The sequence below is a fragment of the Pseudomonas sp. WS 5532 genome, assembly GCF_012985445.1.
In the GTDB taxonomy this organism is placed as follows: domain Bacteria; phylum Pseudomonadota; class Gammaproteobacteria; order Pseudomonadales; family Pseudomonadaceae; genus Aquipseudomonas; species Aquipseudomonas edaphica.
Genome location: NZ_JAAQWK010000001.1, coordinates 470,007 through 484,948, shown reverse-complemented (window position 1 = coordinate 484,948; position 14,942 = coordinate 470,007). Strand labels below are relative to the sequence as shown.

Here is a 14,942-nt window from a genome sequence, read left to right as displayed (position 1 = left end):
CGGCCGAGGTAACCCGATAGGGGTAGATTGATGAGCATGACGCTGCAAGACATCGCCTGGCACCGTTCGGTGGGGCAAATGATAGACGCCCTGGACCAGCCCAATTTCTGGACCCAGCTTGTGCGGCTGTTGGACCAATACGTGCCGTCCGACAGTTGGGTGGCCTTGCTGTTCAGCAGTCAGCACCGCCCGCTGGTGTTCGCCGAATCCCCGGGCGCCGATGGCACGCCGGACCCTCTGTTCCAGGACTACCTCAACGGCCTGTACCTGCTCGACCCGTTCTACATCGCCAGCCGCGAACACGCGCGCACCGGCCTGTTGCGCCTGGCGGACGTGGCGCCGGAGCATTTCGAGCTGACCGAGTACTACCAGCGCTACTTTCGCCTGAACGTGGTGGCCGATGAAATCCAGTTCAATTGCCACCTGCCGGACGGGCGCACCCTGTGCCTGTCGCTGGGTTCGAAACAGCGTTTTGACCCACAGCAAATTGCCCTGCTGTCACTGATCCAGCCGTGGGTGGTGAGCCTGCTGCGCCAGCGCCTGCCCCATGAACTGAACCAGGTGAGCGCGCCGCAACCGCCGATTCAAAATGATGGCTGGGGCGCACAACTCACCGCCCGTGAGCTGGATGTAGGCCGTTTGATGCTCAGCGGTTGCTCCAGCAAGGAGATCGCCCGTAAGCTGGAAATCTCTGTTGAAACCGTGAAAGTCCATAAGAAACACATGTACAGCAAGCTGGGGATCAAATCCCAGTCGGAGCTGTTCTCGATCTTTCTTCAGGCGCAAAACGCCTGACCGATGAGTCCGAACCCAAGGAAACCCGTATGAGCCTGTCGTTGCTAAGCCGTTACGCCTTCTTTGCCGTGTGCGTCATTTTCACCCTCGCCAGCCTTCCGTTTATCGAACATGAGTGGCTGTGGCCTATCACCGTGGTCACCGGCATCCTCAGCCTGATCGGCGTTTTCGACCTGCTGCAAAGCCCCCACGCGGTGCGCCGCAACTACCCGATCCTGGGTAATATCCGTTACCTGGTGGAAGCCATTCGCCCGGAGATCCGCCAGTACCTGCTCGAATCCGACAGCGACGCCCTGCCCTTCTCCCGGGCTCAGCGCTCGCTGGTTTACTCGCGCGCCAAAAACGAAACCGCCGACAAGCCGTTCGGTACCCTGATCGACGTGTACCAGTCGGGCTTCGAGTTTATCGGCCACTCCATGCGTCCGGCGCCGCTCAGCGACCCCAGCGCCTTTCGCGTGATGGTCGGCGGCCCGCAGTGCACGCAACCTTACTCGGCCTCGGTCTTCAACATCTCGGCGATGAGCTTCGGCTCGTTGAGCGCCAATGCGATTCGCGCGTTGAACCAAGGCGCCAAGCTCGGCAACTTTGCCCATGACACCGGCGAAGGCAGCATCAGCCCCTACCACCGCGAAAACGGCGGCGACCTGACCTGGGAACTGGGCAGCGGTTACTTTGGCTGCCGCACCAGCGACGGCCGTTTCGACCCGGAGCGCTTTGCCGTACAGGCACAGAACCCGCAAGTGCGCATGATCGAAATCAAGATGAGCCAGGGTGCCAAACCCGGCCATGGCGGGATTCTGCCCAAGCACAAAGTCACCCAGGAAATTGCTGAGACGCGCGGCATCATGATGGGCGAAGACTGCATCTCGCCATCGCGCCACAGCGCGTTTTCCACCCCGATCGAGATGATGCAGTTCATCGCGCAACTGCGTGAACTGTCCGGCGGCAAACCGGTGGGGTTCAAGTTCTGCCTCGGCCACCCGTGGGAGTTCATGGGCATCGCCAAGGCCATGCTCGAGACCGGCATCCTCCCGGACTTTATCGTGGTCGACGGCAAGGAAGGCGGTACCGGCGCCGCGCCGGTGGAGTTCACCGACCATATCGGCGTGCCGCTGCGTGAAGGCCTGCTGTTTGTGCACAACACCCTGGTGGGCCTGAACCTGCGCGACAAGATCAAGCTGGGCGCCAGCGGCAAAATCGTCAGCGCCTTCGATATCGCCAGCGTGCTGGCCATCGGCGCCGACTGGGCCAACTCGGCGCGCGGCTTTATGTTCGCCATCGGCTGCATCCAGTCGCAAAGCTGCCACACCAACAAATGCCCGACGGGCGTCGCCACCCAAGACCCGCTGCGCCAGCGTGCGCTGGTGGTGCCCGACAAAGCCCAGCGCGTGTTCAACTTCCACCGCAACACGCTGCACGCCTTGGCGGAAATGCTCGCTGCGGCCGGCCTGGATCATCCGTCGCAGTTGTCGGCCAAGCATTTGGTGCGGCGCATGTCGGCAACCGAGATCAAACTGTTCTCGCAGCTGCATGTGTTCCTCAAGCCTGGCGAGTTGCTCACCGGCGAGGTGAACGGCGAGTTCTATTCGCGCATGTGGCAGATGGCACGGGCGGACAGTTTTGAGCCGCAGGAAGTGGCTGCCGCATAAATATCCGAATACTCTTGACCGCTGAACCGGACCACCGACGGCATCGTTGAAACAAGGAGCTTCACATGCCGTTACTCGACTTCAGCGCCATTGCGGCGCAACTGCCCGACAGCTGGCAATCCGCACGCCTGGGCCAGGTCGGCCCAGCGCGGATCAAGGTGTTGCGTATGGATGACCAAGCTTATAAAGAGGAAACCCATGATTACAACGAGGGGTTATTGGTAGTCAGCGGCCAGTTGTGCCTGAGCATTGGCACCGAGCAAATACGCGTTGCTGCCGGCCAGATGTACCTCGTAGAAGCCGGCACTCCCCATGCTGTAAGCCCCGGCAGCCGGGGCACGTTGGTCATCATCGATGTATAGAGACATTCAGTAATACCCAGCCTTTGCAATTGCTTACAAATACCGCCAACCTGCGCGCGCCCGACGTGCGGCGTGTGACAACACGCGCATTCGCCTGTCATGACTTAAACCCCTGTTCAAGAGCCCGCTGCCATGCTGAACGGACGCGACCCGCGCATCGATTTTTTTCGGGGCCTGGCGTTGATCTTCATTTTCTGGGATCACGTCCCCCACAACCCACTCGGCCAGATCACCCTGCGCAATATCGGTTTCAGCGATGCCGCTGAAGTGTTTGTATTTCTTGCCGGTTATGCCTCAGTGCTGGCCTATGGCAAGGTCTTGCAACGCGAAGGCTACTGGATGGCCTGCCTGAAGATCCTGCGGCGCACCTGGGTGCTTTACGTGGTGCATATTTTCTTGCTGGCGATGCTGATGGGCATCGTGTTCTTCGCCAACAGCCATGTGGAAACCCGCGATCTGGTGCAGGAGATGGGCCTGACGCACTTTGTCACCCAACCACAGCAAGCGTTGGTGGATGAATTGCTGCTGCGCTTCAAGCCCAACCTGATGGACCCGTTGCCCTTGTATATCGTGCTGCTGGCCGGCCTGCCGCTGGTGTTGCCGTTGCTCTTGCGCAAAACCTGGTGGGTGGTGGCGGGGTCGATGGCGGTGTACCTGCTGGCGCCACACCTGGGTTGGAACCTGGCAGCGATTGCCGACGGGGTGTGGTATTTCAACCCGGTTACCTGGCAGTTCCTGTTCGTGCTGGGCGGCGCGGCGGCGATTCATGGGCAACAACCCCGCGCGCAGGAGCATCGGCCACTGCTGCGGCAGCCGTTGTTCATGATGGCCGCGAGCTACGCATTGATGGCCGGCGTGATTACGATCGGCTGGCGTTGGCCCGAAGTGCATGACGCATTGATGCCGTCCGCGCTCAGCGAACTGTTGTACCCGATCAGCAAGACCGACCTGTCGCCGGTGCGTCTGCTGCATTTTTTGGCCTTGGCCTATGTCACCGCCAAACTGTTGCCGGGGCGTGCCTGGACGCAAAACTGGCTGGCACAGCAGACCTGCCGGATGGGCCGCTTTTCGCTGGAAGTGTTCTGCCTTGGCGTGTTGTTGGCGCCGTTGGCGGACATGGTCAACGCCATGGCCGGCGATGCCTTTGCCATGCAAATTTTTACCGCGCTAGTGGGCGCTGGCTTGATGGCGATGTTGGGCGCCTGGCTGGAGTTCAACAAACGGCTGGACCAATCGACACGCATGGCCGCCGCCTGAAAACAAAAAGCCCCGATCAAGGGGCTTTTTGTTGTGCGCCAGGCCGTCAGGCTACGGAGCGTGCCGCCGCATTGGTCGGCTGCAACTTGAACACGTAATACAGCACGGTCAGCAGCACCAGGAACGCAGGCCCCACATACAGCGCCACCCGCGTATCCGGGAAGTACGCCATCAGGCCCACCACCAGCACCAGGAACGCCAGCGCCAGGTAGGAACTGACCGGGTACAGCCACATGCGGTACTTGAGGCCCGCCGCTTCGGCCGGGCTCAGGCCTTTGCGGAACTTGAGCTGGGCCAGCAGGATCATCAGCCAGGTCCAGATCGCGCCGAAGGTGGCGATGGAGGTCACCCATACGAACACCTGGTCAGGTACCAGGTAGTTGAGCAACACGCCCAGCAGCAAGGCAAAGATCGACAGCAGCAGCGCCTTGCGCGGTACGCCATTGCTGGAGGTGGTGCCGAAAGTCGCCGGCGCCTGGCCGTTCTGCGCCAGGCTGTAGAGCATGCGCCCGGTGCTGAAGATGCCGCCGTTGCAGGACGACAGTGCGGCGGTGATCACCACGAAATTGATGATGCCTGCGGCGGTCTTGATGCCCAAACGTTCAAAGGTCATCACGAACGGGCTGCCCTGGGTGCCGATTTCGTTCCACGGGTAGATCGACAGGATCACGAACAGCGCACCGACGTAGAACAGCAGGATGCGCCAGAACACCGAGCCGATGGCGCTTGGAATAGTCTTCTGCGGGTTGCGTGCTTCACCGGCGGTGAGGCCGATCATCTCGACGCCCAGGTAGGCGAACATCACCATCTGCAAGGACATCAACACGCCCTGCACGCCATTGGGCATGAAGCCGCCGTGAGCCCACAGGTTGGAAATACCCAAGGCCACACCGTCGTTACCGAAGCCGAATGCAATGATGCCGACGCCGCCGATCACCATGGCAATAATCGTGACGATCTTGATCAGCGCAAACCAGAACTCGAACTCACCAAAGGCTTTGACGGCGATCAGGTTGATCGTGCCCATGCTGATCAGCGCCGCCAGGGCCCAGATCCAGCGCGGCGTGTCGGGGAACCAGACACCCATGTACACCGCCACGGCGGTGATTTCCGCGACACAGGTCACCAGCCACAGGAACCAATAGTTCCAACCTGTGAGAAAGCCCGCCAACGGGCCGAGGTAATCCTGGGCATAACGGCTGAACGAGCCGGCTACCGGGTTGTGCACGGCCATCTCACCAAGGGCGCGCATGATCACCAGAATGGCCAGGCCGCCGATGATGTAGGAGAGCATGATTGCCGGGCCGGCCATCTCGATGGCCTTGGCCGAACCGAGGAACAGGCCGACACCGATACAGGCGCCGAGCGCCATCAAACGGATGTGTCGTTCACCCAGTTCACGTTTGAGCGGGCCGCCTTGAGCGGTCTCGCCAGGGGGCAGTGGTTTGCCGACAGGCATAGGGAAACAACCTCATTTTGTTATTGGATTGTCCGTCGAGTTTCCGGGGCCAGGCCGGTAAGCCTGTGCCCTTGTTGAAACCGGGGCCGCCTCATGGACGGGCCCTTCTTGCCGGGCAAGATCAGCGGGACGTGCAGTATAAAAAGCCGGGACCAGGGTCTTTCACTATAAAAACCATGCAATTCAGTGAAAGACCCGGCTAAAAAGCCACTTTACAGGAGCATATTACCTGCACTGAGCGACAAAACGTCGCAACCCACCCTGCATTCACACGCCATCCAAGAAGATTCCGACTACCCAACCACAATTCCCTCACACCTGTCGCCCAGCGACTAAGCTTCAGGCAAGTCCGATCAATCTGCGTGCAGGATCAATCGACTATGGGCGCACTGTGGCAAACCGAATCGACCAAGGCTGCGCAATTACAAGGCAGTTCGGACCCAGCGCCTTTACCCAAAAATAAACCCAGGCCCCGTTACATACGTCGCCTGTTCTGGCTGATTGTGTTGATGGTGGTGATTGCGCTGGGGTTCACCGCCGCCAAAGAGATACGCACATCCGCACTGCAAGCCCGGCAACTGAGCCGGCTGGCCCACGACCTCACCTACCGGCTGGAACCCGGCCCCAGCCAGGCAATGGTTTACCCCGGCGCCGGCCCGTTCGATCGCCGCTTGGGCTACAGCGACCTCGGCACCTTTTTGCCGCGCCTGCTCAAGCGCGGTTATGTGATCCAGTCCCAGGTGCAGTTTTCGCCAGCGCTAATGAGCTACGCCGGCCACGGTCTCTTCGTGCCTTACCCGGAGAAAATCCAGGCCGGCCTTTCGATCACCGACTGTCGCGCCTTGCCCCTGTACCAGTTCGAGTACCCGCAGCAGCTGTACTCAAGTTTTGCCGCCATCCCGCCGCTGGTGGTCCACAGCCTGTTGTTCATCGAGAACCGTGACCTGCTCGACCCCGCCCAGCCCCAGGCCAACCCGGCGGTGGACTGGCCGCGCTTTGCCATGGCGGCCTGGTCGCAAGTCGCAAAGGTATTGCACCTGCCCGGTCAAAGTGCCGGCGGCAGTACCCTGGCCACCCAGCTGGAAAAATATCGGCATTCGCCCGACGGCCTGACCTTGTCCGGCAGTGAAAAACTGCGCCAGATGCTGTCCGCCGGTGTGCGCGCCTACCAGCCTGGGCCTGACACCCAGGTGGCACGCCAGAATATCGTGCGCGACTACCTCAACAGCGTGCCGCTGTCCGCCGTGCCGGGGCATGGCGAAGTGCATGGCATGGCCGAGGGTTTGCGCGTGTGGTACGGCGCTGACTTCAAGCAGGTGAACCTGGCCCTTAACGGCACTGAAAATGATGCGGTCCATGTGGCGCAACGTGGCCTGGCTTTGCGCCAGGTGCTGTCGCTGATGATCGCTCAGCGCCGGCCGTCTCATTACCTGGCCAACGGCCGCGATGAACTGGCGCAACTCACCGACAGCCACCTGCGCCTGCTGGCGCAGAACGCCGTGATCGACCCGCCGTTGCTCAAGGCCGCCCTGGCATCCCACGTCACTTACCGCGACTGGCAGCAACAGCCGACCGTGCAGCCCATCGACACCAACAAGGGCATCAGCGTTGCCCGCAGCCGTCTCGCCGCCCTGCTCAACCGGCCGCTGTACGACCTCGACCGCCTGGACCTGTCGGCCACCAGCACCCTGCAAGCCGAGCTGCAAAGCCAGGCCACCGACTACCTCAAGCAACTGGCCGACCCCGCCTTCGCCGGCAAAATGGGCCTGCTCGGCGAGCGCCTGCTCACGCCCGCCAGCACGCCCCAGGTGCGCTACAGCTTCACCCTGTTCGAACTGACCCCGGACGGCTCGCGGGTGCGCGTGCAAACCGACAACACTGATCAGCCCTTCGACATCAATGAGGGCAGCAAGCTGGAGCTGGGCTCCACGGCCAAGCTGCGAGTGCTCACCACTTACCTGCAGATCATCAGCGAGCTGCATGATCGCTACGCGGCGCAAACACCCGCCGCGTTGAAAAAAACCGAGATTGCCGAGCAGGACCGCATCAGCCGGTGGGCGGTCGATTACCTGATCCAGAATCCCGATAAGTCCCTGGCCAACATGCTCGATGCCGCCCTCGACCGGACTTACTCGGCCAACCCCAACGAAGGTTTTTTCACCGGCGGCGGCATGCACCACTTCCACAACTTCCGCAACCAGGACAATGGCCGCAGCCCGTCGCTGCGAGACGCCTTGCGCGAGTCGATCAACCTGCCATTTATCCGGCTGATGCGCGACCTGGAACGCTACATTACTTACGCAGGCCCCAACAACAGTGCGCAATTGCTCAAGGATGATAACGACCCACGGCGCCAAGAGTACCTGGCCCAATTCGCTGATCGCGAAGGCACCACCTTCCTGCTCAAGTTCTGGAAGAAGTACCAGAAAAAAGACACCCAGGCGCGCCTTGAGACCTTTCTTGACGGGCTGCACCCCACGGCGATCCGTATGGCGGCTGTGCATCGCTACCTGTTCCCCGAGGCTGACCAGGACACCTTCAATCGCTTCGTGCGTTCACATCTGGTGAATGCCAAAACCAGCGACAAACTCACCGACGAACGCCTGCAACGCCTGTACACCGACTACGGCCCGGGCCGCTATGATTTGCCCGACCAGGGCTACATCGCCAAGGTCCACCCACTGGACCTGTGGTTGCTCGGTTACCTGCTCAACCACCCCGACGCGACCTTCAGCGAAGTGGTCAAGGCCAGCCAATTTGAACGCCAGGAGGTCTACAGCTGGCTGTTCAAGAGCCGTCACCAAAGCGCGCGCGACAGTCGTATTCGCACCATACTGGAGGTCGAGGCGTTCCTGGATATTCACCAGCGCTGGCAGGCGGTGGGTTACCCGTTCGACCACTTGGTGCCGTCGCTGGCCACCGCGATTGGCAGCTCGGGCGATCGCCCCGCCGCGCTCGCCGAACTGATGGGCATCATCCTCAACGACGGCGTGCGCGGCAAAGTGCTGCGCATCGACAGTCTCCACTTTGCCGCCGATACGCCGTACGAAACCCGCGTGGTCAACACGTCCGATGCGGGTAAACGAGTGATGCCGTCCGAGGTCGCTACCGCGCTGCGCGGCGCGTTATCGCAAGTGGTGGACGCGGGCACGGCCAAGCGTGTTTCCGGCAGTTTCGTGCAGGCCGACGGTACGCCGATGGCCATGGGCGGCAAGACCGGCACCGGCGACAACCGCATCGAAGCGATGGGCGCCGGCGGCCGAGTGATCAGCTCCAAAGCGATCAACCGCACCGCCACGTTCGTGTTCTACATCGGCGAGCGCTACTTCGGCACCCTAACCGCCTTTGTGCCAGGCAGTTCGGCGCAAAACTTCAAGTTCACTTCGGCACTGCCGGTGCAGGTGCTCAAAGGCATGGCGCCGATTTTGACCCCGTACTTGCAAGGCAGCGGCACCCTGCTGTGCCACGGGGCATGACCGAAGCGCCTGGGGTGAAATGGGGTTTGTGCGGGAGCTGGCTTGCCTGCGATGGCGGTGGTGAATTCACTATTGCTATCGCAGGCAAGCCAGCTCCCACATTTAATTTTTAGCGCTGGCAACACTGATCCCCTGTGGGAGCTGTCGAGCTTTAGCGAGGCTGCGAAAGCGGTGGGCCAGGCAACTTATAACTTGCCTGTGCCGCCGATTTCGCGAACGGCAAAGTGCATGTCTCAAGGCGCCGGAAAATCAAACAGCAGGTGTACCGTGCCGTAATACTCGCCGCCCTTGTAGCCGTCTTCCGGTTCAACGGCGGTGATTTCCAGTTCAGCGCGACGGCCCGAGCGGGCTTCATCGGCGCTGATCACCAGGGTTGAATCGAGGGTCAGCGGCACCCGGTTGAACAACACCTGCAAATCGATACGGTTGCGGCCACTCAACAGATAAGGCGTGTCACCGAGGCGCGCCGCCACGCCGCCGTTGATGTTTTTCACATCAAAGTTCTTGCGCAGACGGCCCAGCCGGGCTGTCGCAAGGTCCCAGGGCAGCACTTGGTCCTGGCCCATCCAATCGGACTCGGAAGGCAGCACATAGGCCTCATGGATCGGGATGGTCACCGATACATCAAAACTGTGGCGCTCCTGAAATGCCTGCGCCTGGTCACCCGCCAACACAGGCGCCATCAGCACAGCCAGTACCGTCAGTTGCTTGAACATTGTCATCACCCGTTACTGTTGACCGTCATCGTTTTTTTGTTGCGACCTTCGATCAGCTGGAAGTTGAACTGACGCTCCGGCTTTTTCTCCAGCACCAACTGGCGGCCAGGCAGGATGTGGTGCTTGGTGGTGGCCTCACATTCGGTCTTTTTCGTCACCGAACAATCGCGGAACTCATCGAGCACCACCACGCTGTTGCCGGCATTACGCATGGTGTATTGGCTGGCGGTTTCGCTGATCCGGGTATCAAAACGGGTGTCTTGCGGGCGCACGAAGAACACCGTGCCGTACCCGGCCATGACGTTGACTCCGGCGGCCAGGGCGTCCTTGTATTCGGCGCGTTCGGCATCGGTGACAGCAAAGTCATCTTCCTTTTCCGGTACCACCGGGATGAAACGCACACGGAAATAGCGCTCCTTGTCTCGCTGGCCCATGTACAGCAACCGAGTGCCCTGACGCCCGCCGGCCGGTACGATCAGACGAGCCGGGCTGGCCATCAGGCCGTCGCGGTTGGTGGTGCTGCCTTTGGCGTCGGTCATCGACGCGACGGGCACTTCCCTGGACGTGCCGTCGGCGTTGTAGACGATCTCCAGCACATTGACTTTGATAAACGCGGTACTGGTGCCGCCGTTGTAGACACGCTTGAGGTAAGAACTGCGGTCGCCTTCCAGGTAGTCGTAGACCACGCCGACGTTGATAGCAGGTCCCGCATGAACCGCCAAAGACACCAGCCACAGCCCCACTGATAACACTGCATGTTTCATGTTTGATTACGCCTTATTGATTGAACCCAGCCCAGCGGCCGGCGTGCGGCAAATATCCGCTCAGACTTCCGAATCCCAGATCACCGTGACCACACCCGAATAGGTGCTGCCCGGCTGTTCGAGCATGTCCTTGACCTGGTCTTTTTCGACTTCGAAGTGCAGCGTTCCAGCACGGTTGTTCACGTAAAACGCAGGCTGGAACAACTCGGTGCCCACGCCATCCAGGCGCAAGGGCTGCTTGTTGACCGCCTGCCCGGCCTGGTTCTGCAAGCCAAAGGGCAGGCTGACAGCAACCTGCAACGGCACCTGATCCCCCGCGCCGTTGCGCAAGCCACAGGTGTTGCCCACCGCAAGGCTGCATTCGAGCTGCATCTTGAAACGCCCACTGGCGGAAATGACAAAGGTCTGGTCACGGAACAACCGCGCCGGTTGGCGCCCACGGTTAAGCCAGGCTTGCCAGCCGCCTTCGGGTAGCAACTCGATGCGGTTGCCGCCCGGTGGGAGATCGACCTTGAGCTCATGCTCTACAGCCAATTGAAAATTGAACGTCAGGGCGCTTTCGGTGGACGCCATCACGTCACCGAAATCAAAATCCCCGCCCGGCCCGATGCTGTAAGTCAGGGAGCCGCGGTATTCGCCGCTGGCCATGCCTAGCGGGTTGGGGGTTTTAAGTTCGTAGCCGTACTCCAAGTGGCTGTAGGTCAAACGCGCAAAAGTGGTGCCCGGGTTTACCGTACAAGCCCCCACGCCCTCCGGGACGATCCAGAAAAACAGTGCGTAACTGGCGGATGCCGCCAAATAGTTAACCCCCTGGCAAGGAGGCGCACCGTTACTCCAATAGTAGGTCCAACCGGTTCCTCCGTTAGCCCACCCGCTGACGCCAGGCGGACGCGGCACATCCCAACGCGTACCAATACCCGCAATGCGCATTTGTACGGTTTCAACCTCACCCGTACCGACATGGACCACCTGTACATCACGCCAAGATGAAGGCACTTTGAAATAGGCGCCTTTTCGAGGGTCTTCATGGTTGGCTTCGATCGGCTCTACCGACTCGGCCCTGAATGCCGCATGACGGATACTGAAGGTATTCAACGCCTCGCACCTGGCCGGTACGTGCCACGCGCAGACGCCACTGTGGGGCGTGGTGTTTTCGAATTTATTCACCATCGGGTTCGACGGGTCAGGACGAAACACCGCCGTGATGTTCTGCACCAGCGCGTGCGCAGGCAGGCTCATGCTGACCAGCGCCAGCGCGAACGCACACTGCTTCAAGCTGGTTCTCGTTACGTTTTTCACGTTCATAAAAATCCAGTCCATGCCATCAACCAGCGGTTTCGGCGTTGTGGGTTGCTTCTGCCAGGGTGTCCTTGGTGCAGCGCAAATCGCCGATCATCAACACATCGCTCTCACTCGGCGCATTGGCAGGGTCCAGGCGGAACTGACAGAGCAATTGGTTCTGGTAGCGCACTTGCAAGGTCGGTGAACTGGCGCTCATTTCCATCGAGAAAAACCCGTCGACTTCGCTGACCCCACGGCTGGCGTGGTTGATCACGTGATGGCCCTTGAGCGGTGCACCACGCTCATCCAACAACCGGCCGAGCACGGTGACGGTTTTCATCACGGTGATTTTCCGGTAGTCGACCCCGCCCTTGTTCAGGTGATAACTGGCGCGGGTCGGCTGGATATTCGCCGCAGGCGGGTGATTACCTTCAAAGTCGAAGCTCACGCTGCTGCTCTTGTAGGCTGAGACCGGCACGTAGTTGCGCCCCGGCCGCAAGATCGCGCCGCCACCGCCGAGGTCGTCGGCACGCAGGGCGATTTCGTCGAGGTCGGTTTCCACGTCGATGATCATGCCCGCACCGTTGCCCTGGTACTGGCTGCTCAGCAGCATCTGGCCGGCGCCGGCAACGAAGGTGCTGTTGAGGTTCAAGCCACCGCTCAGGTCGCCGTTGAACGAGCTGCGTTGCACAAACCCGTCACCGCTGACCGCGTCCGTATTGAAGCTGGCCATGCCCGACAGGCCGACGCCGTAGGTGTCGGTGATCGCCGTGGCCGAGACGCTTTGCAGCAAGTGGTCGGTGAGGTCCTGGCGCAAAGTCACCGAAGCGTTGTTGTCGCGCCCACCGTCACGGGCAGTACGGGTGCCGATGCTGCCGGAAATCTGCCGGCCTTCGGTGCCCAGGTTGACGCTGACGCTCACGTCCACGCCGCGGTTGCGCGCGTCGTTGGTGCCGGCGCTGCCGGGCCGGTCGAACACTGAGAAGCGCCAGTTGGCGTCACTGCCGAACAGGTTGTCGTGGCGGCTCCAACCCAGGTCGACGCCGGTCCCCTCCACATTGCCTTCGCTGTGGGACAGGCGCATGTTCAGGGTGTTTTTCGCATCCAGCCGGTGGTTGACCGACAACGCCGTGTTGCTGGCTTCACCGACGAAGGTGTTGCGCCGCAGGCGTGTGCCATCGGGCATAGTCTCATAGGTGTCGCGGGTGTCGAGCCAACTGCGGTTATGGCTGAACACCAGGTTGGTCGCGCCCAGGGTATAGAGCCCTTGCAGGTCCATGCCGGTGCCGTGTTCCTGGGTCTGGTAGAGGTTGGCATACAGGCTGGTATTGTTGGCCACCGTCCAGTCCGCCGAGCCGCCGTATTGCAGCTGCTCGCGCACCTGACGGGCCGACAGGCCGAGGATCACGCGCGGGTGTACCAGATAGTTGAGCGACGCACCGGCCGTCACCGCGCCGGAAGCTTGTTCTTCCCAGTTGCTGAACAACTTGGTCTCGCGCCCGGCGAAAAGGTTATAGCGCCAGCGGTCTTCGGCGTTGCGCCAGTTGCTGGGTTTGTAGACCAGCTCCTGGGTGGTGCTGGTGGTCAGGCCGTCTTCGATAAGGCGCACTTCCACTTCATAGATGCCGCCGGGCAAGGGCCGGGTGTCCAGGGTTTGCAGGCCGGCCGCAACGGCCTGGGTGTTAATCAACAGGCCATTACGGTAAATCTCCACCGCCGCCTGGCGGTTGGCGGTGACATAGATCGGGTACACGCTGGGCTTGGCGTTGTTGATGGCCAGGCTGTCGGAGCTGCCATACATCAGGCCCAGCGCCGTATCGGGGCTGGCGCCGAAGCTGCGCAGTTGGCGGGTCAGGCCATCGGAATTGGGGGTGAAGTGGCCCAGGCGGAAAAACTGCCCTTCGAGTTCTCGCTGGGTATACAGCTCATGGATCGCATGGCGCATGGGCTCGTCATCGCCGCTCTGGCGCGCCAGCTGCAGGTTGAACACCTGACTCCAGTTACCCAGACTGGAACTGGCTTGCAAACCATAGCGTCCGCCGAGGCTGTCCTCTTGGCTGCCATTAAGGTTGAGCTGGTTGTTGATGATCAAGCCGAGGCTGCCACCTTCGGGCTGCTCATGGAAACGCGGGATGTCGCCACTCAGTTCGACGTCTTGGGTGAGGATCGACAGCTGGGAGCTTTCCAGGTTGTAGAAGGCCGAGAGCATTTTCTGCGGGCAGGACTGGGTACAAGCACCCAATGACACGCCTTTCTCCAGCAGCGCTTGCCAGGTGTCGCGGGTGGCGGCCGGGACTTTGCTGTCGGCGGTGTCGGTAAATTCAAGCAAGGTGACACGGTCATCGCGGGACAAAACAATCAGCGCCTCGCCCAACAGTTGCTGGTCAAGGTCCACACGTACCGCCAACGGCACCTCGAAAAAATGATCAGTAAAACCAGCGGGCAAGCCTTGCGCCTGAGTAATCAGACTGCCGGGGGTTGAAGCACCGGAAGAAGCAGGTGCAGCCAGGGCACTCGTACACATCAGCAGCGCTAGCGCAGCCGCGATAGGCGTCATCGGAAACATGAACGGAACACTCTGAATGCCAGAAGACTGGAGAGAAAATCAGGCCGGCGGACCGAGGAGGGAAGTCAGCCGACCTGCAAGCAGATGCCCGTGGTTAACGAGCACGCATTGGCCTTATGGGGTGACTGGCAGTACCGCGTCGAACACTACCGGGATCGTGGTTGTGTAGGAGCCACGCTGAGTGGCCGTAGGCTTGGCCGCGGCGATGTGCATTTCCGCCCCTATACCCGGGGTGGAGTCGGCTTCGTTGACCACTTCCTGAGGGCTGCCGCTCAAGATCACACCATTGAAGGTGGTGGTGACCGGGATGTTTTGCGCGGCATCACCGTTGAACAGTACGGCCGGGCCACCTTCGATGTAGGCAGCAACCGAACCGTTGGTGTTCTTGACGTCGTAGGTGGCCCTCAACGAAGCAAGCTCACCGCTGACCAGGTTGTAGGTCATGGTTTCGTCACGACCCCAGTTCGGATCACGCGGTTGTGCGTGGAACACGGTGGTCGGGATGTTTGCCTGGACATTGACGGTGTGGCGGGCTTCACCGGCAGCAGTAGCTGTTACCGAGGAAGACAGTGCCAGAACAGCCAGGGGAACAGCGACAGCAAACTTCTTGAACATGA

At 60.9% G+C, this 14,942-nt stretch carries 11 protein-coding genes; 5 read left to right on the top strand and 6 right to left on the bottom strand.

Translation table 11 applies throughout. The features are described 5' to 3' along the window. The first annotated feature begins 30 nt into the window (after positions 1-30). The 4 genes from HBO23_RS02255 to HBO23_RS02240 all read left to right on the top strand — a co-directional run bounded on the left by HBO23_RS02255 (position 31) and on the right by HBO23_RS02240 (position 4,063). A complete protein-coding gene (locus HBO23_RS02255; protein WP_170036366.1) occupies positions 31-795 on the top strand; it encodes a LuxR C-terminal-related transcriptional regulator in 765 nt (254 codons plus the stop codon). Positions 796-824: 29 nt separating this feature from the next. Continuing rightward, positions 825-2,444 (top strand): FMN-binding glutamate synthase family protein, encoded by a 1,620-nt coding sequence (locus tag HBO23_RS02250; protein ID WP_169985314.1) that lies wholly within the window; start codon positions 825-827, stop codon positions 2,442-2,444. A gap of 65 nt (positions 2,445-2,509) precedes the next feature. Next, a complete protein-coding gene (locus HBO23_RS02245; RefSeq protein WP_170036364.1) occupies positions 2,510-2,806 on the top strand; it encodes a cupin domain-containing protein in 297 nt (98 codons plus the stop codon). Between the two features lie 132 nt (positions 2,807-2,938). Further along, positions 2,939-4,063 carry an OpgC domain-containing protein gene (locus tag HBO23_RS02240; RefSeq protein WP_170036362.1) on the top strand — a complete coding sequence of 375 codons (1,125 nt, stop codon included), beginning with the start codon at positions 2,939-2,941 and terminating at the stop codon, positions 4,061-4,063. Positions 4,064-4,109: 46 nt separating this feature from the next. On the opposite strand, the gene HBO23_RS02235 is transcribed toward HBO23_RS02240, so the two are convergent. Beyond that, complete coding sequence (locus HBO23_RS02235) at positions 4,110-5,522, bottom strand: amino acid permease (RefSeq protein ID WP_099548500.1); 1,413 nt, start codon at positions 5,520-5,522, stop codon at positions 4,110-4,112. A 380-nt stretch (positions 5,523-5,902) separates the two neighbouring features. Here HBO23_RS02235 and HBO23_RS02230 point away from each other — a divergent pair, with 380 nt between their 5' ends. Further along, the gene (locus HBO23_RS02230) at positions 5,903-8,998 is read left to right on the top strand and encodes a transglycosylase domain-containing protein (protein ID WP_170036360.1); all 3,096 of its coding nucleotides are present in this window, start codon (positions 5,903-5,905) and stop codon (positions 8,996-8,998) included. A 233-nt stretch (positions 8,999-9,231) separates the two neighbouring features. On the opposite strand, the gene HBO23_RS02225 is transcribed toward HBO23_RS02230, so the two are convergent. From HBO23_RS02225 to HBO23_RS02205, 5 genes are all read right to left on the bottom strand, one after another. Beyond that, the gene (locus tag HBO23_RS02225) at positions 9,232-9,714 is read right to left on the bottom strand and encodes a CS1 type fimbrial major subunit (protein WP_017136325.1); all 483 of its coding nucleotides are present in this window, start codon (positions 9,712-9,714) and stop codon (positions 9,232-9,234) included. Between the two features lie 5 nt (positions 9,715-9,719). Next, positions 9,720-10,478: a molecular chaperone gene (locus HBO23_RS02220; RefSeq protein ID WP_169985310.1), complete on the bottom strand. Its 759-nt coding sequence runs from the start codon at positions 10,476-10,478 to the stop codon at positions 9,720-9,722. A 60-nt stretch (positions 10,479-10,538) separates the two neighbouring features. Beyond that, on the bottom strand, positions 10,539-11,783 hold the full coding sequence (locus HBO23_RS02215) for a hypothetical protein (RefSeq protein WP_170036358.1): 1,245 nt from the start codon (positions 11,781-11,783) through the stop codon (positions 10,539-10,541). A 19-nt stretch (positions 11,784-11,802) separates the two neighbouring features. Further along, positions 11,803-14,325, bottom strand: coding sequence for a CS1-pili formation C-terminal domain-containing protein (locus HBO23_RS02210; RefSeq protein WP_170036356.1), 2,523 nt, complete (start codon positions 14,323-14,325; stop codon positions 11,803-11,805). A gap of 114 nt (positions 14,326-14,439) precedes the next feature. Continuing rightward, the gene (locus HBO23_RS02205; protein ID WP_170036354.1) at positions 14,440-14,940 is read right to left on the bottom strand and encodes a CS1 type fimbrial major subunit; all 501 of its coding nucleotides are present in this window, start codon (positions 14,938-14,940) and stop codon (positions 14,440-14,442) included. Positions 14,941-14,942: the final 2 nt, after the last annotated feature.